Raw genomic sequence first — 26,045 nt, forward strand, 5'->3', positions numbered from 1 at the left:
TTTTTTTTTCTAAGTGAGATAAATCAGCTGGTGATTTAGTATAATATAATTCTCTTTCTTTCTTTAATTCTGTTAATAGTAAAGAATATTCTTTATAATTTTGATATTCGATTAAACGACCTACAAGTTCCTCACGAGGATCTTCTTCTAAGTCATTTTCAGTTTCTTGTTGTGGCAATAATAATCTACTTTTTATCATTAATAACTCTGAAGCCATCACTAAATATTCACTTGCAATATTAATTTCAACTTCTTTCATTGCATGAACATATTGCATATATTGTTCAGTTAAAGCTTTCATTGGTATATCATAAATATCTATTTCATATTTATGGATTAAATGAAGAAGTAAATCTAATGGGCCATTAAAAGCATCTAATTTAACTTCGTACATAAATTAACTTCCTTGTATTATAAAATCTAAATTGTGCATAATTCACTTAAATATTATAGCATGAATATATATTAGAATTAAATTAAGGATGAGTATTCATGAATAAAGCATTAAGTCACTTCTACTATCAATTTCATACACACCAACATTATTTTTTATGTCATGATATTTTAGAAGAATTATGGAAGTCTAACCCTAATTTTTCTAAGAAAGATGCTGTAGTTAGTTTAATATTATTTTCAACTGCAATGTATCACTATAGACGGTGTAATAAGTTAGGTGCATTAAAAAGCTTTAAAAAAGCGTTATATACATTTAAGCATGCAAAAGATAAAGAGACACTAGGTTTAAAGGTCAATGAATTTACTTTATTGATTCAAAATCAAATAGAAAAAGTGAAATATGATCAGACATTTCAACCAATACAGTTGCCAATTAAATCTGCGGTAGAAAGGGAAATTATCAATTTATATCCTAATTATGAATATAAGACACAAATTAACAATGATGACATGATTGTTCATTGCCATCGTCTAAGAGATAGAAGCGATATCATTGCAGCTAGAAAAAAAGCACTTAAAAATAAAAGAAAGAAAAGTTAAATCATTCACTTTTCTTTCTTTTATTTTAAGCTCTGGGATGGAATTGATTATACATTTGTCTTATTTGAGATTTAGACACATGTGTATAAAGTTGCGTCGTTGAAATATCTGAATGACCAAGCATTTCTTGAACTGCTCTTAAATCTGCCCCATTTTCTAAAAGATGTGTAGCAAATGAATGTCTCAACGTATGAGGAGTTAAAGTTTTATTAATATTGGCCTTTGAACCATATTGTTTAATCATCTTCCATATCCCTTGTCTAGTTAAAGGTCTACCGTGCATATTTAAAAACAATACATTCGTAATAGTCTTTTTCAAAAGTTGAGGACGTATCTTTTCTAAATACGTATCTAGAAATTCAATCACAGTGTCTCCTAATGGTATAATTCGTTCTTTATTACCTTTACCAAATACTCTAACAAATCCCATAATAAGATTTATATCCTCAATATTAATTTGTATCAGTTCAGAAACACGCATGCCAGTCGCATATAATAATTCTAATATTGTACGATCACGATACCCATTTTTCTTATTTAAGTCCGGTGTTTCCAAAAGTTGAATGACTTCCTCAACTTCTAAAACATCGGGTAACTTCTTCTCATATTTCGGAGTCTCAATTAAGACAGTTGGATCTTTAGCGGCATATTTTTCTCTAAGTGCAAATTGATGAAAATTGCGAATTGTAGAGATAAAACGCGCCATTGATTTAGCAGAAGCACCTTGGTCTATTAAATATCCTAAGCATTCTTGTATAACTTGGCGATCAATAAAATCGATATGAGCAATTTTATGTTCTTTCATGTATTCTTCATATTTAGCTAAATCACGTCGATATGCGCCGATAGTATTTTCACTCAATCCCTTTTCAATTTGAATAAATTTTAAAAATTCTTCAATAATCGTATTCATATTACACCTCTGTTTATATAAAAAAGGTATGAAATAGAATTCAAAGTTGATTCTTAATTTCACACCTTCTATCGATTAATTATTACATATTACTTTTTTATCTTGAAAAGTTCTTCAAGCATTTGTATATAGAGTTGATACAACACTTTATTAAGTTTAACTTATTATTTACCTTTAGCTTGGCATTCTGAACATATACCGTGAAATGTTAAGCGGTGATCCAAAATTTTAAATTGATATTCTGATTCAACACGTTCTTCTACTTTTGGTAGTAAGTCTTCATGAATTTCATCTACCCTACCACATTCCATACAAACTAAGTGATGATGAAAATGTTTAGCACCTTCTTTTCTCAAATCAAATCGCGCTACGCCATCACCAAAATTAATTTTATCTACTACTTTTAATTCAGCAAGTAGTTCTAAAGTTCGATAAACAGTAGCTAAACCTATTTCAGGTGCTTTATCTTTTACTTTTAAATATACATCTTCAGCACTGAGATGATCTTTTTCATTCTCAATTAACACACGAACTGTTGCTTCGCGTTGAGGTGTTAATTTATAAGAAGATTGCTGTAATTGTTGTTTTACTCTATTTAGACGTTCTTCCACGGGAGCATCACTCCTCAATTAATTATAATCATTTTAAACTAAATTATTTCAATTAATAAATTACCAATAAATTTAGTAAAAATCAAGTAGTTATCACATCTTATTTAGAATGATTATAATTTAATAATACATATTGTAAAGCAATCATTGTTTTCGCATCTTCAATTTCATGATTTTCTATAAGTGCATGGATATCGTCTAAGTGTATTTTATGCAATTCTACAAATTCGTCATCATCCAGATTTAATTCTCCTACACTTAAATGATCAGTAAAATAAATGGTTAGTTTCTCATTTGAAAATCCTGGAGAACCATACATATGAGTGATGAACGTTAGATGATTAGCTTTGTAGCCAGTTTCTTCTTCTAATTCGCGTTTAGCTGCTTCTTCTCTTTCTTCATCTTCTTCTAGTTTACCTGCTGGAATTTCTAACAAGGGTTTTTCAATAGGTTTACGATATTGTTTAACCAATAATACTTCTTTTTCTGGAGTAATAGCGCAAATTGCCACAGCACCATTATGCTTGATAATTTCTCTCTTGGAAGTTTTTCCGTCTGGTAATTCCACATCGTGTAGTTCTAGATCGATAATTTTACCATTATAAATGACTGTTCTATCAAAAGTTTTTTCATTAAAGTCCATTATATCCACGTCCCTTTTCATTAAGTTAATAAATTGATAAGATAAATGCGTTAACTAAAGTGTATCGGAAGGAGATTGTTCATGCAAAAAAATATATTAAAAAGTGGCATTGAAATTTCGGAACTAGGTTTAGGCTGTATGAGTTTAGGCACAGAATATCATCATGCAGAAGAAATTATTGAGTGTGCAATTGAAAATGATATCACATATTTTGATACCGCAGATATTTATGATAGAGGGGTCAATGAAGACATTGTTGGAAAGTCTTTAAAGAAATATCAAAATAGAGATGATATTGTTATAGGAACAAAAGTAGGAAATAGACCACTTAATGATGGTAGTACTACTTGGGATCCTTCAAAAAAATATATTAAAGAAAGTGTTAAAAGTTCTTTAAAACGATTAGGCTTAGAACAGTTAGATCTTTATCAACTTCACGGAGGTACAATTGATGATCCCCTAGATGAGACGATTAGTGCATTCGATGAACTGAAAAAAGAAGGTGTAATCAAAGCTTATGGAATCTCTTCTATTAGACCTAACGTGATTGAGTATTATTTAAAACACAGTCAAATAGAAACGATTATGTCTCAATTTAATCTTATTGATAATCGTCCAGAACGTCTTTTAAATCATATTCATTCTCATGGCGTAAAAGTTTTAGCACGTGGTCCCGTGTTTAAAGGGTTACTTACTTCAAATAGTGTTAATGTACTTGATCAGAAATTCTCTGATGGTATTTTTGACTATAATTATCATGAATTAGGAGAAACGATTGCTTCTGTTAAGGAAGTTGAAAGTAATTTAAGTGCTTTATCATTCGAATATTTAAAATCCCATGATGCATTAGGTTCTATTATTGTTGGTGCAAGTTCTGTTTCACAATTAAAAGATAATATTGCTAATTTTAATAAAACAATAAGTTTGGATCAAATTAAATCTGCACGTCACCGTGTGAAAGATTTGGAATATACTCAGCATCTTGAGTAAGGAATCATTATTATAAATTCTTATAAACAATCGTTGATGTAAAGTACAAGTGATGAAGTATCTATGATGAATGCTTCATCACTTTTTTAGGTTAAATTATATTTTATTTTTAAACAATGAAGTAAAATATTTTTCAATTTTTCTAGGAGCTAATTGGTAAAGTTTTAATAGTGGATTCATCCATAGCGGCTTGTTAATTTCTACTTTACGAGGGATGATACCTTTAACGATGTCTTCTGCGAGTATTTTGGGATCTATCATTAGTGATGCATATTTATTAGCATACTTCAATAATGGATCTGCTTTTTTATGAAATGGTGTATTAATGGGACCTGGATTAACAGTCATTACATGAAAGTCTTGTTCCTCAATTCTTAGAGCATTTAATACGCCATTTAAAGCAGCTTTAGATGAGCCATAAAATGCAGCATTCGCTTGCGTTACAAATGCTGCCTGACTAGAAATAGCCACTATAGAAGCGTTCATTGTTAAATAGGGTTTAACAGTTTTAAATAATGTAATAAAACCAAGCACATTCACATGATAAGTTTCCATGATTTCTTCTAACGAATGAGATTGTATTGATTTAAAAAAGCCTAAACCTGCACTATAAATGATTCCGTCAATCGGATAACAAAGGGATTTAGAAATATTATCTATTTGTGAAGTATCTTGTAAATTACATTTAATCATTGAAACACGATGTTTGTACGGATTAAAATTAATATTTTCGAATTTCTCCGTACTACGAACAATGAGGGTAATATATGCGCCTTTTTTTAATAATTCTTTCGTTATTTCTAAACCTAAACCACTAGTTCCTCCAGTTACGATGAAATGTTTACCTACAATCACGGATGACTCTCTCCTATCTAACAAGTATAGTTAATTTTTGATAATAATTATATTGAATATGTTACTATAGTTTTATCAATTAAGGGTAAGGATGGTGCTGTTTTATGAAGTTAGTATTTTATGGCGCTGGTAACATGGCACAAGCCATTTTTAAAGGAATTATTGATTCTAAAATATTAAATCATAACGATATTTATTTAACAAATAAATCAAATGAAAATACTTTAAAATCATTTGCGAAAGAATTAGGAGTAAAATATAGTTACGATGATGCATTTTTATTAAAAGATGCAGATTATGTTTTTCTAGGTACTAAGCCTCATGATTTTGAAACGGTCGCATCACGTATTAAATCACATATACAATCAGACCATCGTTTTATATCTATTATGGCTGGTTTATCGATAAATTATATCCGAGAAAAGTTAGAAACGAATAATCCCGTTGCTAGAATTATGCCCAATACAAATGCACAGGTAGGTCATTCAGTAACAGGTATTAGTTTTTCTGGTAATTTCGATCCTCATTCTAAAGATGAAGTAACAGAATTAATTAGTGCTTTTGGCTCAGTTATTGAAGTTGACGAAGAATATTTACATCAAGTGACGGCTATTACAGGAAGCGGACCAGCTTTTTTATATCATGTATTTGAACAATATGTTAAAGCAGGAACATCATTAGGTCTTGAAAAAAAACAAGTTGAAGAATCCATTAAGAATCTCATTATTGGAACAAGTAAGATGATTGAACGATCGGATTTAAGTATGGAACAACTTAGAAAAAATATTACCTCTAAAGGTGGCACAACACAAGCTGGATTAAATGAACTTGATCGACATGATATTGAGAGTATTTTTAAAGCCTGTCTAGATGCTGCAGTTCATAGAAGTATCGCCCTTTCTAAAAGTGAAGATGAGTAATAAATATTAAAAATAACTATAACGAAAATTAAGTCATACATATCGTTATAGCTATTTTTTAGTTTTTACGTAGCATTTAAAACGCTATTATTATTTAAAATTTGAATGTATCAAAGTCTTTAACAAACTCAAAATTTGGTGTATCTTTCATTTCTTTTAATGCACGGTTTATCTCTTCTATATCTTCTAAATTATATCGATTACTTAGATGGGTAATAAAACTTTTCTTCACATTAGACTGATGAATTAACCTAAATACATCGTCAATGTGACTATGATGATAGTTATTTGCTAAAATTTTGTCACCGTCAATATATGTTGCTTCATGAATCATAATATCCGCATTTTCTGCAAGTATATATTCGTTATCACATGGTTTCGTATCTCCAAAAATAGTAACAATAGGTCCTGGTTTGGCTGGACCTTTAAAGTCTTTAGAAAGATAAATTTGATTATTATATTCAAAAGTATCAAACATTTTTACTTCTTGATATTTAGGACCCGGTTCTAGTCCAATTGCCTTTAATGCAGTTACATCAATTGTACCTGGTGTTGTAGGAGCCTCAATTCGATAACCATATGAAGGTATACCATGATTTAATAACCTTGATGAAACTGTAAAGCCATTATGATGATATGTAAAATTATTATCAATTTCAATATATGTAATAGGATAGTTTAAATGAGATTCAGATAATTTCAAAGCGGTTTCAATAAATTGTTGCAAACCTGTTGGCCCTATTAACGTCAATGGCTTATCTTCTCCACCTTGGAATGAACGACTTGTTAATAATCCAGGTAATCCAAAAATGTGGTCGCCATGCATATGCGTGATAAAAATATGATCAACTTTGCCTAATTTTATCGAGTGATGCAAAATTTGATGTTGAGTCCCCTCTCCTACATCGAATAACCATATTGAATTTGAATAAGGTTCTAGGTTTAAAGCAATCGCTTGAGTATTACGATCTTTAGTAGGTAAACCCGCACTCGTTCCAAAAAATGTAACTTCCATGCATTTGCCTCCTCTTTCTTCAATATATTTTATCATACGTCTATAAGTTTGTTATCATATGAAATAAAATAAATGAATTTATCAGAATTTAGGGTATAATGTAACTTATAAAAAATAAATTGTATGTTATTTAGTTTAATGTTGTAAATATTATCAACAATTTTAGGCAAAAACATATCAAGAAAAACAGTTTTAATTTATAATGAATTAATCATAGCAATTAAAGAATTGAGGTTTTGAATTTGAACACACACACTAAACATATCCCTTGTTTAATTACTATATTTGGCGCAACTGGAGATTTGAGTCATAGAAAATTATTCCCTTCTTTATTCCACTTATATCAACAAGATAATTTAGATGAACATATTGCCATTATTGGCGTTGGTCGAAGAGATTATACTAACGACTTTTTCCGTGAACAAGTTAAACAATCTATTCAAACGCACGTCAAAGATACTGATCGACTCGACGAATTCATAGAACATGTTTTTTATTTTAAAAATGATGTCAATGAAGAAGAAAGTTATCATGAATTATTAGCATTCTCTAATGAACTTGATGATACATTTAAATTAGAAGGTAATCGCCTATTCTATTTAGCAATGGCACCTCAATTCTTTGGACCAATTTCTGATTATTTAAAAGCTTCTGGCTTAACTGAAACTAAAGGATTTAAACGCCTTGTAATTGAAAAACCATTTGGTAGTGATTTTAAATCTGCTGAAAAATTAAATAATCAATTACGACAATCATTTAAAGAAGAAGAAATATACAGAATTGATCACTATCTTGGTAAAGATATGGTGCAAAATATCGAAGTTCTACGATTCGCTAATGCGATGTTTGAACCTCTTTGGAATAATAAGTATATCTCTAATATACAAATCACTTCTTCAGAAATACTAGGTGTTGAAGATCGTGGAGGTTATTATGAATCGAGCGGTGCATTAAAAGATATGGTACAAAACCATATGTTACAAATGGTTGCATTACTAGCAATGGAAGCACCTATTAGTCTTAAAAGTGAAGATATTCGAGCTGAAAAGGTGAAAGTATTAAAATCTTTAAGACAATTAAAACCTGAAGAAGTCAATCAAAACTTTGTGCGTGGACAATATGGAGAAGGAACTATTAATGACCAACGTGTTATCGCTTATAGAGATGAAGATCGTGTTGCATCTGATTCCAATACACCAACCTTTGTTTCTGGAAGATTAACTATCGATAACTTCCGTTGGGCTGGTGTACCATTCTACATTCGTACTGGTAAGCGTATGAAGTCTAAATGTATACAAGTTGTTGTAGAATTTAAAGAAGTTCCTATGAATTTATATTATCAAACGGATCGATTACTAGATTCTAATTTATTAGTTATTAATATTCAACCTAATGAAGGTATTTCATTACACTTAAATGCTAAGAAAAGTATTCAAGGTATCGAAACAAAGCCTGTTCAACTGTCTTATGCTATGAGTGCACAAGATAAAATGAACACAGTAGATGCATATGAAAACTTGTTATTCGATTGTCTTAAAGGTGATGCAACGAACTTTACACATTGGGAAGAACTTAAATCTACATGGAAATTTGTAGACGCTATTCAAGAACATTGGACTATGATTGATCCAAACTTCCCTAACTATAAATCAGGGACAAATGGCCCTATCGAAAGTGATTTATTATTAAGCAGAGACGGAAATCATTGGTGGGACGATATTCAATAAACAGATATACTAGACGTTTCATGTGATAAATGTATAAAGGATAAGACACATTATATTATTTTCACTCATTGAAAATAAGGTCTTGTCCTTTTTAAATTGAATATTGAAAGAGTCATTTAAAAATTTAATTTAATTTTATATTATTGATGTATATTTTTATAAAATAATGTAAAATATTAGTATTGATTGTAAATTTATTGGAGTGAAAGTTTTGGACGTTATCAAGCAGATACAACAGGCAATTGTATATATAGAAGATCATTTATTAGAGCCTTTTAATTTGCAAGATTTAAGTGATTACGTTGGTCTCTCTCCTTACCATCTTGATCAATCGTTTAAAATGATTGTTGGACAACCTCCTGAAAGTTATGCTCACTCTCGAAAAATGACTGAAGCTGCTAAAGAAATGATACAAAGTTCTTCGAGATTAGTTGATGTAGCAAAACGCTATAATTATTTAAGTTCAAATGACTTTGCAAATGATTTTAGTGATTTTCATGGAATATCTCCTATTCAAGCTTCTACTAAAAAAGAAGAACTAAAAATGAATGAACGCTTGTATATTAAATTAACAACTACAGAAAGAGCACCATACCCTTACAGACTAGAAACGACTAAAGACACACCTTTAGTTGGATATGTAAAATATATTGAGGCTAATCAACTATCTAACCCTTACAAAGTTCCTGACTTTTTAGAAGATTTATATTTAGATGGTAAAATAAAAGAATTAAAACGATATAATAATATAAGTCCATATGAGTTATTTGTTATTACATGTCCTTTAGATGAAGGTGTAGAATTATTTGTGGGCGTACCTAGTGAACGTTATCCAGCTCACTTAGAAAGCCGATTGTTACCAGGGCGACACTATGCAAAATTTAATTTGCAAGGTCAAGTGGATTATACTGTTAATGAAGCTTGGTATTATATTGAATCCAGCTTACAACTTACTCTACCCTATGAAAAAAATAGCTTATATGTTGAAATTTATCCTTTTGATCTCTCATTCGAGGACCCGTTCACTAAAATACAATTATGGCTACCTATTAAACAAGAAACTTATGATATAGAATAAAAGAAGCGTTAGATGACTAAGTTATTAAACTTATGTCATCTAACGCTTTACTATTAAAGTTCGGCTACGAATGCTTCAAAAGGTTTCATATTAGTGATATCTAAATCATTTTTATAATTGTGTAGCTTAATTTGAGATGCTTCAACTTCAAATGGTAAATTTAATGATGCAACATGATCTGTTAAATTTCCTGCAACTAGAACTGTCTTATTATTAAGTTTACGTGTGTAAGCAAAAATATTCTCATTCGCATCATCGATTAAATTAAATTCACCATAAGTATATATATCATCGGATTTTTTTAATTTAATTAGACGTTTATAAAAATTAAGAACGGAATCTGAATCTTCGGATTGTTGTGCTACATTTATTGTTTTATAGTTAGGGTTGACTGGGAACCATGGCGTACCTTCAGTAAAACCTCCATTTACTTCATTAGTCCACTGCATAGGTGTTCTAGAATTATCACGATTCTCCATTTTATATTTATCTAATAACTGATTAACATCTCCACCTTGAGATTTAACAATTTGATATTCTGTTTTTACAGCAACATCGTTAAATGTTTCAATACTTTCAAATGGATAGTTTGTCATACCAATTTCTTGACCTTGATAAATAAAAGGTGTGCCTTGTTGTAAGAAATATACCACTGCATGGCTAGTAGCAGATTCAAACCAATACTTTGTATCATCTCCCCAAGTAGAAACACGTCTAGGTTGATCATGATTTTCAATAAATAGTGCATTCCATCCTATACCCTCTAGTTGTTTTTGCCAACGGTTTAATACATTTTTATAAGATAAAACATCAAATTTAGAGTCTCCAGTACTCCATAAACCTAAATGTTCAAATTGGAAAATCATATTGAATTTACCTTCTTTTTCTCCAACCCACTCTTTTGCATTATCTGGATTTACGCCATTTGCTTCGCCAACAGTCATAATGTCATAATGGCTAAGTGATTTGTCCTTCATTTCTTGAAGCCAATCTTGAATGCCTGGTTGATTCATATCAACATCAAATGCTGGAGCGTATTGTTTTCCTTTTGGAACAGGTAAATCACCAGCTTCAAATGTTTTTTTGATATGTGTGATCGCATCGACTCTAAAGCCATCAATTCCTTTTTCGAACCACCAATTCATCATTTTAAAAACAGCTTCTCTAACGTCAGGATTACTCCAATTTAAATCAGGTTGCTTTTTACTAAATAAGTGGAAATAATACTGTTTTGTTGTGTCATCATATTCCCATGTTGAACCATTGAAAATACTTTCCCAATTATTAGGTTCAGAACCGTCAGATTTAGGATCTGCCCAAATATACCAATCTCGTTTAGGATTATCTTTACTAGAACGAGATTCTATAAACCATGGGTGTTCATCAGATGTATGGTTAACAACAAGGTCTAAAATTAATTTCATTCCACGCTTATGAGTCTCAGATAATAAATGATTAAAGTCTTCCATTGTTCCAAATTCTTCCATAATATCTTGATAATCACTAATATCATAACCATTATCATCGTTTGGAGATTTATACATTGGACTAAGCCAAATGACATCAATACCTAAATCTTTCAGATAGTCCAATTTTTCTACCATCCCTGGTAAATCACCAATACCATCATTATTGCTATCATTAAAACTTCTCGGATACACTTGATATGCTACGGCTTCTTTCCACCAATTTTTTTCCATTTATATCGCTCCTTTGAAAGTATTATGTAAATCAATTAACTTTGAAATAATTAATCATAATATTCGAGTTAAATATTTAATAGTCAATGTTAGTCTTCAATATATAATCTAAATTTTTCTGGATTTATATAAATATAAAATAATATGTAATAGCATTATATAGCGATAATCCAGTTATTTAGAAAACGTTTACACCTATATTTATCGTACTAATCGAGTCTCTAAATGTCAACTTGGGATATATCGATTAAATGTAAATTAAATAGCAAGGCTATATGTATTAAGACATCTATACAAAACTGTCATAATAAAAAAATCTGAGACACTTAATGATGTCCCAGATTTTTAATTCTACAATGATTATTCTTCAGTCCATTGAGTATGGAAAATACCATCTTTATCTTTACGTTCATACGTATGTGCACCAAAATAATCACGTTGAGCTTGAATTAAATTAGCAGGTAGATCTTCTGAACGGTAGCTATCATAATAGCTGATACTTGCTGAGAAACCAGGTGTTGGTACGCCATTTTTAACACCAGTAGCAACTACTTCTCTAAGTGCATCTTGATATTCAGTAACAATACCTTTGAAATAAGGGTCTAATAATAAGTTTTGAAGACCTGAATTATTGTCATATGCGTCTTTAATTTTTTGTAAGAATTGAGCACGAATAATACAACCTTCACGCCAAATCATTGCTAAATCACCTAATTTAAGGTTCCATTCATTTTCATTGCTCGCTTTACGCATTTGTGCGAAACCTTGAGCGTATGAACAAATTTTACTCATATATAACGCTTTACGGATTTTTTCTAAGAAGTCTTCTCTATTGCCATCAAAGTTTGATTTAGGACCACTTAATACTTTCGATGCATTCACGCGTTCTTCTTTAATTGAAGAAATGAAACGTGCAAATACAGATTCAGTAATGATTGTTAATGGTATACCTAATTCTAATGCATTAATTGATGTCCATTTACCAGTTCCTTTTTGACCCGCAGTATCAAGAATTTTTTCTACAAGAGGTTCATTATTTTCATCTAATTTAGTGAAAATATCGCCTGTTATTTCAATTAAATAACTTTCTAATTCTCCAGCATTCCATTCTTTAAACGTTTTAGAAATTTCTTCATGAGACATACCTAATAATTCTTTCATCATTGCATAACTTTCAGCAATTAATTGCATATCAGCATATTCGATACCATTATGAACCATTTTTACATAATGTCCTGCACCATTTGGTCCAATATATTCTACACATGCAGCACCATCTTTTGCTTTAGCAGCAATGGCATCTAAAATATCACTTACTTTGTTGTAAGCTTCTTGTTGACCACCAGGCATTAAAGATGGACCAGTTAACGCTCCGATTTCACCACCAGAAACACCCATTCCAATAAAGTTGATACCACTTTCAGCAAGTGCTTTGTTACGACGAATTGTATCTTGATAGTTTGTATTACCGCCATCAATTAAAATGTCATCGTCATCTAATAAAGGCAATAAGCTATCAATTGTTGCATCTGTAGCAGGACCAGCTTTAACCATTAATAATATTTTACGTGGTTTTTCTAAAGAGTTTACAAAATCTTCTAAAGAATACGTTGGATGAATTTGTTTACCTTCTGATTCCTTAATCATTAAATCTGTTTTATCACTAGAACGGTTATAAACAGATACGCTATAACCACGTGATTCGATATTCCATGCTAGGTTTTTACCCATAACAGCTAAACCTACTACACCTATTTGTTGAGTCATATTACTTACCTCTCTTATTCAATAATTTCATTAGTATTGTATCACAAAAATATAAATGACTTCACTAAAGTAAAATATTATTTCGCTACTAATTCAACAATTTTAATCAATTGATTCGTAAGTTGATTTAAAGCAGCTACAGGAATACGTTCAGAAGTAGTATGAATATGTTCATATCCTACACCTAATATAACAGTTGGAATATGATACGTATTAATAATACTTCCATCTGAACCTCCGCCAGCAATAACAGTTTTACCTGAAAGGCCTAAAATTTTCGCACTTTTTATAGCATATTGAGTTACAGTCTCAGAATCGTTTCTTCTAAAACCAGGATAACTCTTAGAAATTTCAACGTTTGCTTTACCCCCTAATTCTTTTGCTGTCGTTTCGAAAGTCTCTTTCATATGGTTGACTTGATATTCTAAACTTTTATCATTATGCGAACGAGCTTCTCCCTCTAAAATGACTTTATCTGCAACAATATTTGTAGCAGAACCACCATAAAATTTACCAATATTCGCTGTGGTATCTTGATCAATCTGACCTAAATGCATTTTATTAATCGCCTTAGCTGCAATATGAATTGCACTTATACCTTGGTTGGGTTTACTAGCATGTGCTGTTTTCCCATAAATAGTTGTATTGATAATCATTTGAGTTGGAGCACCCACCACTGTTGTTCCAACCGCTTGGCTGGCATCGACAGCATAGCCGAACTCCGCATCTATCAAGTTTTGATCTAATTCTTTAGCACCTTTTAAACCTGCTTCTTCTCCTACAGTGATAATAAATTGAATTTGTCCATGAGGTAATTGTTGTTCGTTTATAGTTTGAATCATTTCTAACAAAGCAGCTATACCTGCTTTATCATCTGCTCCTAATACAGTTGTGCCATTTGAATATACATAGCCATCTTCTTTAAGGATCGGTTTAACGTTAATACCTGGAACAACCGTATCCATATGGCTAGTAAAATAGATTTTAGAAACATGTTCTTTTCCTTTACTACTTGGTAAGGTACAAATTAAATTATTTGCACCTAACCATTCTCTTTTAGACGCATTATCTTCTACAACTTTTAATCCTAAATCTATAAATTTCTTTTTTAGAATGGGTTGTATCGTTTCTTCATTCCCAGTTTCAGAATTAATTTGCACTAACTCTAAAAAAGTATTAAGTAAACGGCGACTATTAATCATTATGAAAACCCCTTTCTTATATAGATAATATTTTAACTGACTTTGACAATTAGAGTAAATAAATTGATTGCCATTTTTATCGAAATCATTTAAGGTTATTTTATATACTATAAGTTATTAATATAACGAATAATCAAATTATTTTAAAGGTTTCAAGGAGCGTTTACATTGAATAATAAAGTGCTAAAGATTATTATCATTATCATGTTAATTGCAGTTGTAGCTGCATTGTTACTTACAAGTCTTGTTCCTCTCATGCATTAAAAATTAATTAGATTAAAAACTATCGACAAAAATTCGAATTTGACGATAGTTTTTATTATTATTTCTTAAAATTATGCAAATAAAAAAGACAAACTTTTTGTATTTAAAGAAAGTTTGTCTTTTTACTTTGATTAGAAGTTAATCTTAGATGTTATATTTCACTATGTAATTTTAAAGAGCCGAATTGAGATTTAATATTTAAATATTCTTCTAATTCATTTAAAATTTGCATCATACTTGCTCTTGATTTTAAAGATTGATGTGATTCTGGCAATGGCAATTCGTCTAATTTTAAACGTATCTCATATAATGAATGTAGTCTTAATACAGTATAATCATTACTATTAACATTATCTCCAATTTCAGCCATTAAATGGGCAACAGTCTCTAACAAAGGATCATTAGCTGAAGTATTATGAATTAATGTTTGGATTCTGCGTAGTATTTCTAGTTGTTCTTCTCTCATATCAAAATAGTGATAATATGAGTTTTCATTTCGCACAAAGTGATTTTTAACGTCTCTAAAAGCAATAGATTTAGCCTTACGAATATTGTTTTCTAATGTATCAAAAGAAATTGACAATTGTTTATTAATATTTAAACATGCTTCACTATATTGTGTAAATATTGTTTTAATTTCATTTTCAATTTCTTTCTTAAAATTACCTAATGTATTATCTAGACTAGGCATAATTAAATTCATTAAAAATGCTATTCCTAAGCCAATGATAAGAAGTAAAATTTCATTAATAATTAAATGAAGCCCAATAACTTTGGCATTAAATACGTGAAGTAAAATGACACAACTTGTCACTACACCTTCTTGAACATTCAACATCACTGTAAGTGGAATAAATAATAAAACAATTAATCCTAAAACGATTGCATTTTGACCAAGTAAATTAAAAATAAATGAACCAAAAAATAACATTAATAAACACGAAACGAATCGAGAACCAATTGCTTGTAGTGAGTGAACCTTAGTATGTTTAATACATAGAACAATGAGGATAGCACTTGAAGCATAGTTATCAAGCCCTATCCATTTAGCTAAAATAACACCTAAAGTAATTCCTACAGCTGTTTTAAGTGTTCTAAATCCAATTCTATAAGGATTTAAAGTTAGCATGTATTGTTCCTCTTATCTTTCTTCACAATACTTATCAAATAACTTTTGAAGTTGATTGATAACATCCATTACGTCATGACCTTCTATTTGATGGCGTTCTATCATTTCAGTAATCTTACCATCTTTCATCAGTGCAAATGAAGGACTTGAAGGTGCGTATCCTTCAAAATAGTCTCTTGCTTGCTGAGTTGCTTCTTTATCTTGACCAGCAAATACAGTAACCAATCTATTAGGTAACTTATCATAATGAAGTGCGTGACTTGCTGCTGGACGCGCTATACCTCCTGCACATCCACAAACAGAATTTATCATTACGAGTGTAGTGCCATCTTGTTTAAATACTTTATCAACTTCATCTGAAGTAGTTAATTGTTCATAACCAGCAGATTCAATTTCATTTCTAGCTTGTTCTACAACACCATTCATATATAAATCAAAATTTAAATCCATTTAGAATCACCTTTCAGTCAATTATTATTTATTGTCATTTTACTAATTTACAACATATAGTTCAAATAGGTTGGTTGTAATATAACAAACTTTTAATAAATATTTGTTGTTTCAATTGAATAGCTTTCAATTCGATTTTTTACTTGCGACATAAATCGTCCAGTTTGAACACCATCTAAAATACGATGATCAATTGAAATACATAAATTAACCATATTTCTTATAGCTATCATATCGTCGATGACAACAGGTTTTTTAACAATTGATTCTACTTGTAAAATTGCTGCTTGAGGATGATTAATAATACCCATTGAAGATACAGAACCAAATGTACCAGTATTATTAACTGTAAAAGTACCACCAGTCATGTCTTCTTGAGCCAGTTGTTGATTTCGAGCTTTTTGTGCTAGTTGATTGATTTCTCTAGCAATACCTTTAATTGATTTTTCATCAGCATTTTTAATTACAGGAACATATAATTTATCTTCATCAGCTACAGCTATTGAAATATTGATGTCTTTATGAATTATAATTTCATTACCATCCCAACTGCTATTAAGTAATGGATTAGATTTCAAAGCTTCTGCTACAGCTTTTACAAAGAAAGCAAAGAAAGTTAAATTATATCCTTCTTGTTTTTTAAACACAGTCTTATAATGATTTCTAGTTTTCACAAGATTTGTAGCATCGACTTCTATCATCATCCAGCCATGTGGAATTTCAGTGGCACTGGTAACCATATTTTGGGCAATTGCTTTTCGCACGCCTTTAACTGATATTGTATAATCGTCTAATGGTTCATTTAATGAAGCGTTATTATTTCTTGAAGTTGTTTCGGAATGATTCGTTATCTGAGTGGTATATGTTTCTTTTGAATTTTGTTGGTTGTTTTCTTGAATATAAGTTTCAATATCTTTTTTGGTTACTCTACCTTCAAATCCTGTGCCTGGGACTTGTGATAAATCAATATCGTTTTCTGAAGCTATCTTAAATACGACTGGAGAAAATCTTCCATTATTGATCGAATGCTTAGATGATTGATTTGTGTTAGAAGGCTTAGACTGGCTCTTTACAGAATTACTTTGTGTTTGACTGGGTGTTTCATTAGTTTCGTCAGTATCGTCTTGATTAGAATTTAAAGATGTATCATCGGGTTGAATTTTACAAATGGTTTGATTGATTTCAATCGTTTCACCTTCAGTAGCAATTAACTCTGTAATTGTACCAGAAATAGTTGAAGGAACTTCTGCTGTTACTTTATCTGTAACTACTTCACATAGTGGTTCATATTCATCCACATGATCCCCTTCAGAAACTAACCATTGTTCGATTGTACCTTCATGGACACTTTCTCCTAATTTTGGCATTTTAACATCCATTATGTTACCTCCCTAAAATTGTGCTAACTCACGCATTTTTTTTAATATCTTATCAGGATTCATCATTACTTCATTTTCTAAGTTAGGAGAAAATGGCATTGATGGAACATCAGGACCAGCTAACCGCATAATTGGTGCATCTAATTCGAATAAACAATGTTCGGCTATGATTGCTGAAACTTCAGACATAACACTACCTTCAAGATTGTCTTCAGTTACAAGCAAAATCTTACCATTTCGTTTAGCGTGTTCAATAATCGTTGTTTTATCTAATGGATAAACTGTTCTTAAGTCCACTACTTCAACGCTAATGCCATCTGCCTCTAAAATATCGGCCGCTTGAATACAATAGTTAACACATAAACCATAAGTGAAAACTGTAATATCATCACCTTCACGTTTAACATCAGCTTTACCCAAAGGGATAGTATAGTAAGAATCGGGTACTTCGTCTTTTAAAAATCGGTATGCTTTTTTATGTTCAAAAAATAATACTGGATCATTTGATTCAATTGAAGATAATAATAAACCTTTCGCATCATATGGAGTTGAAGGAATTACAATTGTTAATCCAGGTGTAGACGCAAAGATACTCTCAATACTTTGAGAATGATATAAACCACCATGTACGCCACCACCAAATGGTGCACGAACAGTTAAAGGACATTGCCAATCGTTATTAGAACGATATCGCATTTTAGCAGCTTCACTAATAATTTGATTAACTGCTGGTAAAATAAAATCTGCGAATTGAATTTCAGCTATAGGGCGTTTGCCAAGCATTGCTGCACCAATTGCAGTACCGATAATATTTGATTCTGCTAAAGGCGTATCAATTACACGCAGTTCTCCATATTTTTCTTGCAAACCACGTGTAGCACCGAATACACCACCTTTTCGTCCTACATCTTCTCCTAATATAAAAATATTATTATCTTTTTCCATAGCCAAGTCTTGTGCATTTTGAATGGCTTCTATATAACTCATTTTAGTCATTGAAAATATCTCCTTCCGGATCATACACATATTGATATGTTTCTTCTACATCTGGATATTGAGCATTTTCAGCATCTTTTGTAGCTTTATCTATAATAGATTTATGTGCATTATCTAATTCGTTTAACCAATCTTCATCAATAATGCCTAAATCGAGTAATTCATTTTTGAATTTAAGATTACAGTCAGATGTCTTGAAAGCATCTCTTTCTTCTTTAGAACGATATGTATCATCATCATCAGAAGAATGAGGAGTCATTCGAGTAGTAATAGCTTCAATCAACGTTGCTCCTTCGCCATTAAGTGCCCTTTCTCTTGCTTCTTTCATTGCTTTGTACATCGCAATTGGATCATTTCCATCTACAGTTTCTCCATGAATACCATAACCTATTGCTCTATCAGATAGATGCGTTGCTGCATATTGTAATGAATCAGGGACTGAAATTGCGTATTTATTATTAATAATTACACATACAAACGGTAATTTATGGACTCCAGCAAAATTCAATCCTTCATGAAAATCTCCTTGATTAGAACTACCTTCTCCTACAGTAGCAGTTGCTATATTAGATTGTTGATTCATTTTTAATGCTAATGCTGCGCCTACTGAGTGAGGGATTTGTGTTGCTACCGGAGAACTTTGAGATAAAATACCTTTTTCTCTATGACTAAAATGAGAAGGCATTTGTTTTCCTCCAGAATTAATGTCATCCTTTTTACCGAAAGAAGCTAACATTGTATCATAAGGTGAAATCCCCATATATGTAACGAAAGCTAAATCTCTATAATACGGAGATGAAATATCTCCTTCTTTCATTGCATACGCCATACCAATTTGAGTGGCTTCTTGTCCTTGACCACTTACTACAAAGGGTATTTTTCCAGCACGGTTAAGTAACCATAGGCGTTCATCTAGTTTTCGTCCTAGGTCCATCCATTTATATATTTCTCTCAAATCTTCATCTGTAAGTCCCACAGATTTGTAGTCAATCATTTTACTTCCTCCTTTAAACGTGGATCGCTCTGTTTTCAGCCTTTAGCCCAAGTTCCATCAATATTTCAGACAATGACGGATGTGCATGAGTCGTTAATCCTAATTCTAATGTCGATCCATTCATAAATTGTAATAAAGCAACTTCATTTATTAACTCTGTGACGTGTGGGCCTACCATACTCATACCAATAATATCTCCATTATCTTTATTTAATATAATTTCACAAAAACCACGTTTATTTTTAGTTTCTTCAATAACTGCTTTTCCAATAGCATTAAAAGGAACTTTATAACTTGTTGCCTTAATATTTTGAGATTTAGCAGTTTCTATATTTAAACCGATAGAAGCGACTTCTGGATAAGTATAAACACATTTGGGCATTAAATGATAATTCACTGGAAGCGGATGATCATTAAACATATGTTCAACTGCAGTAATTCCTTCTTTAGAAGCTACGTGAGCTAATTGTAATGTTCCGATACAATCACCTGCTGCATAAAGATGCTTATCACTCGTTTGTTGAAATTCATTTACTTTGATATACCCATGAGTATCTAATTGAATTTTAGTATTCTGAATACCAATATCACTTGTATTAGGTACACGACCTACTGCAACTAATATTTTATCAACTGTAATAGTAGTTTTTTCATTTATATTTATTTGAATGACATCATTTTTATGTATGATATTCTCTTCACTTAGTTGGCAATCCTCAAAAAATTCTACACCTCGTTCAATTAAACTATCTCTTAAAAATGTAGAAATGGATTTACTGTCAGAAGGTAATATACGTTTACCTGCTTCAATCACTTTAACATTTACATTTAAATCAGTTAGTAAGGAAGCAAATTCAAGGCCAATCACACCGCCCCCGACAATAGCAATACTGTCTGGAAGTGTATCAATTTGTAATATATCATCGCTCGATAAAATATTCTGATGATTAATTTCTAAAAATGGTAATGTTTGAGGACGTGACCCTGTAGCGATAAGTACAAATTGATTTGGAAGTAACTCTGAGCTGCCATCTTCGTATTCAACAGAAATTGTTCCGCTTTGTGGAGAAAATATAGAAGTTCCCATAATACGTCCTATACCATTATAAATATCAATATGATTTTTTTGCATTAAACTTTGAACGCCATTATGCATTTGATTAACAATATCCGTTTTTCGATTCATCATTTTTTCAAAATTAATATGTAAATCGTTTGTGTCTATACCAAATTCTGAAGATTGTCTAACAGTACGAGTCACTTCAGCAGATTTAAGTAGCGCTTTAGTAGGAATACACCCTTTATGTAAACATGTGCCACCTAATAAAGATTTCTCTACAATTGCTACCTTTTTTCCTAATTGAGAAGCACGAATCGCTGCTACGTATCCTGCTGTCCCACCACCTAAAACAACTAAGTCATATTGTTTTTCAGACATTTTGCTACTCCTTATTAATCAGATTTAAAGGTTAGAATTGAAAAGTGTGAATAAACAATTTGAATATAAAAAATAACATTATACTCAGTATGTTCTATTTCTTTTCGACATCCAACCTTAATTTAAATTATTCAATTATAAACTATTTATGATTTTGAGCAATCATTTCTCTAGCATTTTCTCTTGTTAATTCAGTTACACTTGCTCCAGAAATCATACGAGCAATTTCGTCAATTTTATCTTCTTTTTTTAACTCTTTCACTTGAGTTGTTGTACGATCATTCTTAGTCATTTTACTAATTAATAAGTGATGATCACTCATAGAAGCTACTTGCGGTAAGTGAGATATACAGATAACTTGAATATATTTTGCAATATCTCTCATTTTTTCAGCCATTTTTTGAGCTGCTTGACCAGAAACCCCCGAATCAACTTCATCAAACAAAATAGCAGTTTGACCTCTTGATTCAACGAATATACTTTTTAACGCTAGCATAATACGAGAAAGTTCTCCGCCAGAAGCTATTTTATTTAAACTTTTAAGTGGTTCTCCCTTATTAGGACTAATTAGAAACTCTACAAACTCAATTCCTTCTATTGTAGGAGTTTCTAAGGGCTGAAATGAAATTTCGAGGTTAGCATCTTTCATTTGTAAATTTTGAATTTCAGCCACGATATGATCCCGTAACGTTCGAGCTACAATTCGTCTTTCCTTCGATAATGACTGTCCATATTTTATTACTTTTTCATAAAGCAAGTCAATTTCTTCTTTTAATTGAGAAGTACTTTCTTCATAATTTTCAATCTTAGAAATTTCACTTTCTAATTTAGATTGATAAGTAATAAGTTCATCAATAGTTTTACCGTACTTACGTTTAAGATTATTCAGTAAGTTCATTCTAGATTCTAATTCATTAAGTAATTGTTCATCAAATTCAGTATTTGACATTTCATCGTATAGTTCGTGTTTAGCATCCTCTAAGGTATAGTAGAACTGATCAATATCTGCTTTAAGTTTTTTAAATCTACCTGGAATAATGTCATCAATAGTTTGTAAATGATTACTTAATTCATATAAACGGTCGGTGATAGCATGTTCATCTGTAAGTGTGACATGCGCATTGTTTAATGCTAAACTTAATTTTTCAGAATTTTGGATTCGTTTTATATCAGATTCTAATTGAGTAATTTCACCTTCTTTTAGAGAAGCTTCTTGCAATTCCTCAAATTGAAACTTCATTAAATCAAGACGTTGCAATAATGCTTGATCAGCAGACTGTAATTCTTCAAGTTCTTTTTTCTTTTCTTTATATTCATTAAATGTCGTTTCATATTGTTCTTTAACACGGCTATATTGATTTTCAGCATAATCATCTAATAATTTTAAATGATATTTTTGTTTTAATAACGTTTGCGTTTCATGTTGGCCGTGTATGTCTAAAAGTTCTTGCATCACTTTTCTTAGATCTTGAAGCGTAACAATTTGATTATTAATACGACAAATACTTTTTCCCGAACTAAAAATCTCTCTTTTTACTAATAGAAAGTCTTCATCAATATCAATATCTAACTCATTTAAAACTGAAATGGCCTCTTTACTATTATCAATATCAAAAATCCCTTCGATAATTGCTTTTTTCTCTCCATGTCTTACAAAATCAGAAGAGGCACGCATACCAATAAGTTGGCCTATTGCATCTATAATAATTGATTTACCAGATCCAGTTTCACCACTAAGCACAGTTAAACCATCAGAAAAATGAATTTCGAGTTCATCTATAATTGCAAATTGCTTTATTGATAAGGTTTGTAACATAGATTAATCGCATCCTTATAATAAATTGAAAATTCTTGTTTTAATTGTATGACTTGCTTCTTCATCTCTGCATATTAATAGACAGGTATCATCACCACAAATAGTTCCTAATACTTCATCCCAATCAATTTGATCTAAGATTGCTCCGATAGATTGAGCATTACCAGGAAGCGTTTTTAGTACGAGTAGGTTTCCTGTTCCTTCAATATTTACAAATGAATCCATTAAGTATCTACCTAATTTTTCTAAAGGATGGTACTTTCTATCGTTGGGGAGGCTGTATACATATTGTCCTGATGAAGCAGGTACTTTAATTAATTGCAATTCTTTAATGTCACGAGAGACAGTCGCTTGAGTAACATTTAGGTCGTATTCATTTAGACGTTTTACAAGTTCATCTTGTGTTTCAATTTGTTCACTTGAAATAATCTCTCTTATTTTTATATGTCTTACAGATTTTTTTGCCATTATGAACACTCCTAGTTTCGAATATTTATACAATGATTTTAACACAACGTTATTTTAACTACTACTAAAGTTATCCTTTAGAAAGGTTGATTTGAAGAAAGATATTATTATTTATGATACGTATTATCATATTTTCTATTTAAATTAAATTTAAATTTATATACATTTATGCATTATAAATCATTAAAAGTAGATTACTAAAACAAAAAACTCTTTAAAGATTATTGTTTTAGTAATCTTTAAAGAGAAAAACTCTAACTATTAATGGTCACGTGAATAAAATAAATCTACAATTTCTAGAAGCGGTTCAACATCATATTGTGATTTCAATTGATTAATTGCATCTATTGCAGCATCTTTATGATATTTTAGTTTTTCTTCAGCGCCTGATTTACCAAGTAAAGAAACATAAGTACTTTTATGGTTTTCTACATCGCTTCCCACTTTTTTACCCAATTTTTTCTCGTCACCATAAACATCTAATAAATCATCTTTTATTTGAAACATTAGGCCTAAGTGTTCACTGAAACAATCTAATGTATTTAAAGTTTCATCATTTACATTGGCAATATCCGCAGCACTTAAAATAGAAAATTTTAAAAGAGCTCCAGTTTTTGCCTTATGAATTTGCTCTAGAGTATGTAATTCTATTGGAGTATTCTCACTATCCATATCTAAGGTTTGGCCACCGACCATGCCGAGATTGCCACTATCATGTGCTAGTCTTGAAATAACTTTTACTTTTGTTTCAGCTTCTAAGTTTTTATCATTTGCAATTAGTTCAAATGCTTTTGTTAGTAAGGCATCTCCCGCTAAAATCGCTTTCCATTCTCCGTACACTTTATGATTTGTTAATTTTCCTCTTCTAAAATCATCATTGTCCATTGCAGGCAAATCATCATGTATAAGTGAATAAGTATGAATCATTTCTAATGCCAGTGCGGTTTGTAACCCTTTTTTATAATTTTCATTTAACACTTCTAAAGTGAGTAATACAAGCACTGGACGAATTCTTTTACCACCAGCATCAAGTGAATATTGCATACTTTCCTCTAGTTTAGTATTTAATGGAGACGATTTTATAATACCGTCAAGATTATTATTTATAATTTCAATCAATTCATTCATTGATTTCTTCAACATCATCTTCATCCTTTGTTTCTTCTTTGATTAATTGATTTACTTTATTTTCAGCATCTTTCAAAGTTTTGTCACAAGCAGATGATAATTTCATACCACGTTGATATAAATCAAGAGATTCTTCTAATGAAACAGTTTCATTATCTAACTTTTGAACTATACTTTCTAATTCTTTCATCATTTCTTCAAAACTTTGTTGTTCTTTACTCATCTTCACACCTTACTTTCTTAACTATAGCATCTATATTACCGTCTTTCATTGATAATGTGATTTCATCTTGTTCATTTAAATCGTGTGTGCTTGTAATGACTTTATTATCCTTATTAACAATTGAATATCCTCTTAACATTGTATTAGTTGGACTAAGTTGATTTAATTGCTCAATTTTATTTTTTAAATTAGCTTTATTATGATTAATTAAGTTATATGTTAAATTTATTAATCTATTTTCATTATTACGGCTCATTTTTTGATATTGTACAATTAAATCATTTAATCTTCTTATATTAAAATGTTGACGCAATACAGTGATATTGTTTCTATTTTTTTCAATATTTAACGTTAAACGTTGTGTTAGTTTTTTCTCTAAATCGTCTCTTCGTTGAATCTGTTGATCATATAATAATGTAGGTTGCTTAAATTTATAATATGATGACAAATAATCTAATTGTTTATGTTGTTTTTCTACTAGTTGTTTAATACTTTTAGTAAGAGAAAATCGATACTGATGTATTTGTTGAATGAGTTCGTACTGATCTGGTGTAGCGATAACAGCAGCTTGAGTAGGTGTTGCTGCTCTCATATCTGCTACAAAATCACTAAGAGTAAAATCAGTTTCATGTCCTACAGCTGAGATAATTGGTGTATGACACTCATATATAGCTCGAACAACTTCTTCTTCATTGAAATTCCATAAATCTTCAATAGAGCCGCCTCCACGGCCTAAAATGATGGTATCTACTCCTAAAGTATCTGCATACTTAATTTTTTCAATAATGTCATTTTTAGCATTAATACCTTGCACTAATGTACTAATTGATATTTTTTCTACTAGAGGGTATCTACTATCTATGGTAGTGTGAATATCTCTGATTGCTGCTCCAGTATCAGCTGTAAGAATAGCAATTTTTTTAGGAAATCTAGGGATTGCTTTTTTATGATTTTGATTAAAAATTCCCTGCTTATTTAGTTTTTCTTTTAATTGCTCTAGCTTTTGGTATAAATTTCCTATACCATCAATTTCCATTTTATTAACATAAATTTGATAATTTCCTCTACGTTCATAAACTGAAACTCGAGCTTCTAATAAAACTTCGTCTCCTTCTTTAGGATCAAATGTTAGTTTAGAAGCATTTCCCTTAAACATCATAGCACTTATCACACTATTTTTATCTTTCACATTAAAATAAAGATGACCACTAGAATGTTTTTTAAAGTTTGAGAGTTCACCTTTTAAGAGGATAGATTGTAAGTGTGGATCTTGATCAAATTTATATTTAATATATTTAGTTAAAGTAGAGACACTTAAATATTCTGACATGATTCATCACTCA

Annotated in this window: 25 protein-coding genes and 1 pseudogene; 6 read left to right on the plus strand and 20 right to left on the minus strand. The window is 30.7% G+C overall.

Annotation, left to right across the window (positions count from 1 at the left end; translation table 11 throughout):
• A pseudogene (locus HMPREF2647_RS04020) lies at positions 1-394 on the minus strand (ScpA family protein); the annotation flags it as partial.
• A 98-nt stretch (positions 395-492) separates the two neighbouring features.
• Between HMPREF2647_RS04020 and HMPREF2647_RS04025 the strand changes: the two are divergent.
• The gene (locus HMPREF2647_RS04025; RefSeq protein ID WP_049415567.1) at positions 493-996 is read left to right on the plus strand and encodes a DUF309 domain-containing protein; all 504 of its coding nucleotides are present in this window, start codon (positions 493-495) and stop codon (positions 994-996) included.
• A 25-nt stretch (positions 997-1,021) separates the two neighbouring features.
• On the opposite strand, the gene xerD is transcribed toward HMPREF2647_RS04025, so the two are convergent.
• From xerD to HMPREF2647_RS04040, 3 genes are all read right to left on the minus strand, one after another.
• Positions 1,022-1,909 carry a site-specific tyrosine recombinase XerD gene (xerD, locus tag HMPREF2647_RS04030; RefSeq protein WP_017176274.1) on the minus strand — a complete coding sequence of 296 codons (888 nt, stop codon included), beginning with the start codon at positions 1,907-1,909 and terminating at the stop codon, positions 1,022-1,024.
• Positions 1,910-2,073: 164 nt separating this feature from the next.
• Entirely contained in the window at positions 2,074-2,520 is a 447-nt protein-coding gene (locus HMPREF2647_RS04035) for a ferric iron uptake transcriptional regulator (RefSeq protein WP_017176273.1), read from the minus strand.
• A 100-nt stretch (positions 2,521-2,620) separates the two neighbouring features.
• Positions 2,621-3,163 (minus strand): NUDIX domain-containing protein, encoded by a 543-nt coding sequence (locus tag HMPREF2647_RS04040; RefSeq protein WP_049415565.1) that lies wholly within the window; start codon positions 3,161-3,163, stop codon positions 2,621-2,623.
• A gap of 81 nt (positions 3,164-3,244) precedes the next feature.
• Between HMPREF2647_RS04040 and HMPREF2647_RS04045 the strand changes: the two genes are divergently transcribed.
• Positions 3,245-4,153 (plus strand): aldo/keto reductase, encoded by a 909-nt coding sequence (locus HMPREF2647_RS04045; RefSeq protein WP_049415564.1) that lies wholly within the window; start codon positions 3,245-3,247, stop codon positions 4,151-4,153.
• 96 nt (positions 4,154-4,249) lie between these two features.
• Here the strand turns inward: HMPREF2647_RS04045 and HMPREF2647_RS04050 are convergent, their stop codons facing one another.
• The gene (locus tag HMPREF2647_RS04050) at positions 4,250-5,005 is read right to left on the minus strand and encodes an SDR family NAD(P)-dependent oxidoreductase (protein WP_070859563.1); all 756 of its coding nucleotides are present in this window, start codon (positions 5,003-5,005) and stop codon (positions 4,250-4,252) included.
• 107 nt (positions 5,006-5,112) lie between these two features.
• On the opposite strand from HMPREF2647_RS04050, the gene proC reads away from it, so the two are divergent.
• Positions 5,113-5,928, plus strand: coding sequence for a pyrroline-5-carboxylate reductase (gene proC / locus HMPREF2647_RS04055; RefSeq protein ID WP_017176269.1), 816 nt, complete (start codon positions 5,113-5,115; stop codon positions 5,926-5,928).
• 94 nt (positions 5,929-6,022) lie between these two features.
• Here the strand turns inward: proC and rnz are convergent, their stop codons facing one another.
• Positions 6,023-6,943 (minus strand): ribonuclease Z, encoded by a 921-nt coding sequence (gene rnz, locus HMPREF2647_RS04060; RefSeq protein ID WP_049415561.1) that lies wholly within the window; start codon positions 6,941-6,943, stop codon positions 6,023-6,025.
• A 242-nt stretch (positions 6,944-7,185) separates the two neighbouring features.
• Between rnz and zwf the strand changes: the two genes are divergently transcribed.
• Both zwf and HMPREF2647_RS04070 read left to right on the plus strand, forming a co-directional pair.
• Positions 7,186-8,670 (plus strand): glucose-6-phosphate dehydrogenase, encoded by a 1,485-nt coding sequence (gene zwf, locus HMPREF2647_RS04065; RefSeq protein ID WP_017176267.1) that lies wholly within the window; start codon positions 7,186-7,188, stop codon positions 8,668-8,670.
• Between the two features lie 211 nt (positions 8,671-8,881).
• The gene (locus HMPREF2647_RS04070; protein WP_002449782.1) at positions 8,882-9,748 is read left to right on the plus strand and encodes an AraC family transcriptional regulator; all 867 of its coding nucleotides are present in this window, start codon (positions 8,882-8,884) and stop codon (positions 9,746-9,748) included.
• Between the two features lie 53 nt (positions 9,749-9,801).
• Here the strand turns inward: HMPREF2647_RS04070 and HMPREF2647_RS04075 are convergent, their stop codons facing one another.
• The 3 genes from HMPREF2647_RS04075 to HMPREF2647_RS04085 form a co-directional block, all read right to left on the minus strand.
• Complete coding sequence (locus HMPREF2647_RS04075; protein ID WP_019835223.1) at positions 9,802-11,448, minus strand: glycoside hydrolase family 13 protein; 1,647 nt, start codon at positions 11,446-11,448, stop codon at positions 9,802-9,804.
• A gap of 360 nt (positions 11,449-11,808) precedes the next feature.
• Positions 11,809-13,215, minus strand: a complete 1,407-nt coding sequence (gene gndA, locus HMPREF2647_RS04080; protein WP_017176264.1) for an NADP-dependent phosphogluconate dehydrogenase — start codon at positions 13,213-13,215, stop codon at positions 11,809-11,811.
• A 77-nt stretch (positions 13,216-13,292) separates the two neighbouring features.
• Complete coding sequence (locus tag HMPREF2647_RS04085) at positions 13,293-14,417, minus strand: M20/M25/M40 family metallo-hydrolase (protein WP_017176263.1); 1,125 nt, start codon at positions 14,415-14,417, stop codon at positions 13,293-13,295.
• 168 nt (positions 14,418-14,585) lie between these two features.
• Between HMPREF2647_RS04085 and prli42 the strand changes: the two genes are divergently transcribed.
• The gene (gene prli42 / locus HMPREF2647_RS11280) at positions 14,586-14,681 is read left to right on the plus strand and encodes a stressosome-associated protein Prli42 (protein ID WP_017176262.1); all 96 of its coding nucleotides are present in this window, start codon (positions 14,586-14,588) and stop codon (positions 14,679-14,681) included.
• Between the two features lie 151 nt (positions 14,682-14,832).
• Here prli42 and HMPREF2647_RS04090 read toward each other — a convergent pair whose 3' ends face one another.
• The 11 genes from HMPREF2647_RS04090 to xseA form a co-directional block, all read right to left on the minus strand.
• On the minus strand, positions 14,833-15,810 hold the full coding sequence (locus tag HMPREF2647_RS04090; protein ID WP_017176261.1) for an aromatic acid exporter family protein: 978 nt from the start codon (positions 15,808-15,810) through the stop codon (positions 14,833-14,835).
• Positions 15,811-15,822: 12 nt separating this feature from the next.
• Positions 15,823-16,260, minus strand: coding sequence for a bacilliredoxin BrxB (gene brxB / locus HMPREF2647_RS04095; protein WP_017176260.1), 438 nt, complete (start codon positions 16,258-16,260; stop codon positions 15,823-15,825).
• Between the two features lie 92 nt (positions 16,261-16,352).
• On the minus strand, positions 16,353-17,639 hold the full coding sequence (locus HMPREF2647_RS04100; RefSeq protein ID WP_019835220.1) for a dihydrolipoamide acetyltransferase family protein: 1,287 nt from the start codon (positions 17,637-17,639) through the stop codon (positions 16,353-16,355).
• A 12-nt stretch (positions 17,640-17,651) separates the two neighbouring features.
• Positions 17,652-18,635, minus strand: a complete 984-nt coding sequence (locus HMPREF2647_RS04105; RefSeq protein ID WP_019835219.1) for an alpha-ketoacid dehydrogenase subunit beta — start codon at positions 18,633-18,635, stop codon at positions 17,652-17,654.
• Positions 18,628-19,629: a thiamine pyrophosphate-dependent dehydrogenase E1 component subunit alpha gene (locus HMPREF2647_RS04110; RefSeq protein ID WP_017176258.1), complete on the minus strand. Its 1,002-nt coding sequence runs from the start codon at positions 19,627-19,629 to the stop codon at positions 18,628-18,630. Before HMPREF2647_RS04110 ends, HMPREF2647_RS04105 begins: the two co-directional genes overlap by 8 nt.
• Positions 19,630-19,642: 13 nt before the next feature.
• Positions 19,643-21,067: a dihydrolipoyl dehydrogenase gene (gene lpdA, locus HMPREF2647_RS04115; protein ID WP_019835218.1), complete on the minus strand. Its 1,425-nt coding sequence runs from the start codon at positions 21,065-21,067 to the stop codon at positions 19,643-19,645.
• A 142-nt stretch (positions 21,068-21,209) separates the two neighbouring features.
• A complete protein-coding gene (gene recN, locus HMPREF2647_RS04120; RefSeq protein WP_049434811.1) occupies positions 21,210-22,883 on the minus strand; it encodes a DNA repair protein RecN in 1,674 nt (557 codons plus the stop codon).
• 15 nt (positions 22,884-22,898) lie between these two features.
• Positions 22,899-23,351, minus strand: a complete 453-nt coding sequence (gene ahrC, locus HMPREF2647_RS04125) for a transcriptional regulator AhrC/ArgR (RefSeq protein WP_002449839.1) — start codon at positions 23,349-23,351, stop codon at positions 22,899-22,901.
• Between the two features lie 261 nt (positions 23,352-23,612).
• A complete protein-coding gene (locus tag HMPREF2647_RS04130) occupies positions 23,613-24,494 on the minus strand; it encodes a polyprenyl synthetase family protein (RefSeq protein WP_019835216.1) in 882 nt (293 codons plus the stop codon).
• Positions 24,472-24,702, minus strand: coding sequence for an exodeoxyribonuclease VII small subunit (locus HMPREF2647_RS04135; RefSeq protein ID WP_017176254.1), 231 nt, complete (start codon positions 24,700-24,702; stop codon positions 24,472-24,474). Before HMPREF2647_RS04135 ends, HMPREF2647_RS04130 begins: the two co-directional genes overlap by 23 nt.
• Positions 24,695-26,032 carry an exodeoxyribonuclease VII large subunit gene (gene xseA, locus HMPREF2647_RS04140; RefSeq protein WP_048787740.1) on the minus strand — a complete coding sequence of 446 codons (1,338 nt, stop codon included), beginning with the start codon at positions 26,030-26,032 and terminating at the stop codon, positions 24,695-24,697. The genes HMPREF2647_RS04135 and xseA overlap by 8 nt, the downstream gene beginning before the upstream one ends.
• Between the last annotated feature and the right edge of the window lie 13 nt (positions 26,033-26,045).

Source organism: Staphylococcus sp. HMSC035D11, assembly GCF_001836075.1.
GTDB classification, from domain to species: domain Bacteria; phylum Bacillota; class Bacilli; order Staphylococcales; family Staphylococcaceae; genus Staphylococcus; species Staphylococcus hominis.

Excerpts from the sequence above, each read along its gene's own strand:
- HMPREF2647_RS04025 (WP_049415567.1), top strand. The coding sequence starts at position 493 with ATGAATAAAGCATTAAGTCACTTCTACTATCAATTTCATACACACCAA.
- xerD (WP_017176274.1), bottom strand. The coding sequence starts at position 1,909 with ATGAATACGATTATTGAAGAATTTTTAAAATTTATTCAAATTGAAAAG.
- HMPREF2647_RS04040 (WP_049415565.1), bottom strand. The coding sequence starts at position 3,163 with ATGGACTTTAATGAAAAAACTTTTGATAGAACAGTCATTTATAATGGT.
- HMPREF2647_RS04045 (WP_049415564.1), top strand. The coding sequence starts at position 3,245 with ATGCAAAAAAATATATTAAAAAGTGGCATTGAAATTTCGGAACTAGGT.
- proC (WP_017176269.1), top strand. The coding sequence starts at position 5,113 with ATGAAGTTAGTATTTTATGGCGCTGGTAACATGGCACAAGCCATTTTT.
- rnz (WP_049415561.1), bottom strand. The coding sequence starts at position 6,943 with ATGGAAGTTACATTTTTTGGAACGAGTGCGGGTTTACCTACTAAAGAT.
- HMPREF2647_RS04075 (WP_019835223.1), bottom strand. The coding sequence starts at position 11,448 with ATGGAAAAAAATTGGTGGAAAGAAGCCGTAGCATATCAAGTGTATCCG.
- gndA (WP_017176264.1), bottom strand. The coding sequence starts at position 13,215 with ATGACTCAACAAATAGGTGTAGTAGGTTTAGCTGTTATGGGTAAAAAC.
- HMPREF2647_RS04085 (WP_017176263.1), bottom strand. The coding sequence starts at position 14,417 with ATGATTAATAGTCGCCGTTTACTTAATACTTTTTTAGAGTTAGTGCAA.
- HMPREF2647_RS04090 (WP_017176261.1), bottom strand. The coding sequence starts at position 15,810 with ATGCTAACTTTAAATCCTTATAGAATTGGATTTAGAACACTTAAAACA.
- brxB (WP_017176260.1), bottom strand. The coding sequence starts at position 16,260 with ATGGATTTAAATTTTGATTTATATATGAATGGTGTTGTAGAACAAGCT.
- HMPREF2647_RS04100 (WP_019835220.1), bottom strand. The coding sequence starts at position 17,639 with ATGGATGTTAAAATGCCAAAATTAGGAGAAAGTGTCCATGAAGGTACA.
- HMPREF2647_RS04105 (WP_019835219.1), bottom strand. The coding sequence starts at position 18,635 with ATGACTAAAATGAGTTATATAGAAGCCATTCAAAATGCACAAGACTTG.
- HMPREF2647_RS04110 (WP_017176258.1), bottom strand. The coding sequence starts at position 19,629 with ATGATTGACTACAAATCTGTGGGACTTACAGATGAAGATTTGAGAGAA.
- lpdA (WP_019835218.1), bottom strand. The coding sequence starts at position 21,067 with ATGTCTGAAAAACAATATGACTTAGTTGTTTTAGGTGGTGGGACAGCA.
- recN (WP_049434811.1), bottom strand. The coding sequence starts at position 22,883 with ATGTTACAAACCTTATCAATAAAGCAATTTGCAATTATAGATGAACTC.
- ahrC (WP_002449839.1), bottom strand. The coding sequence starts at position 23,351 with ATGGCAAAAAAATCTGTAAGACATATAAAAATAAGAGAGATTATTTCA.
- HMPREF2647_RS04130 (WP_019835216.1), bottom strand. The coding sequence starts at position 24,494 with ATGTTGAAGAAATCAATGAATGAATTGATTGAAATTATAAATAATAAT.
- HMPREF2647_RS04135 (WP_017176254.1), bottom strand. The coding sequence starts at position 24,702 with ATGAGTAAAGAACAACAAAGTTTTGAAGAAATGATGAAAGAATTAGAA.
- xseA (WP_048787740.1), bottom strand. The coding sequence starts at position 26,032 with ATGTCAGAATATTTAAGTGTCTCTACTTTAACTAAATATATTAAATAT.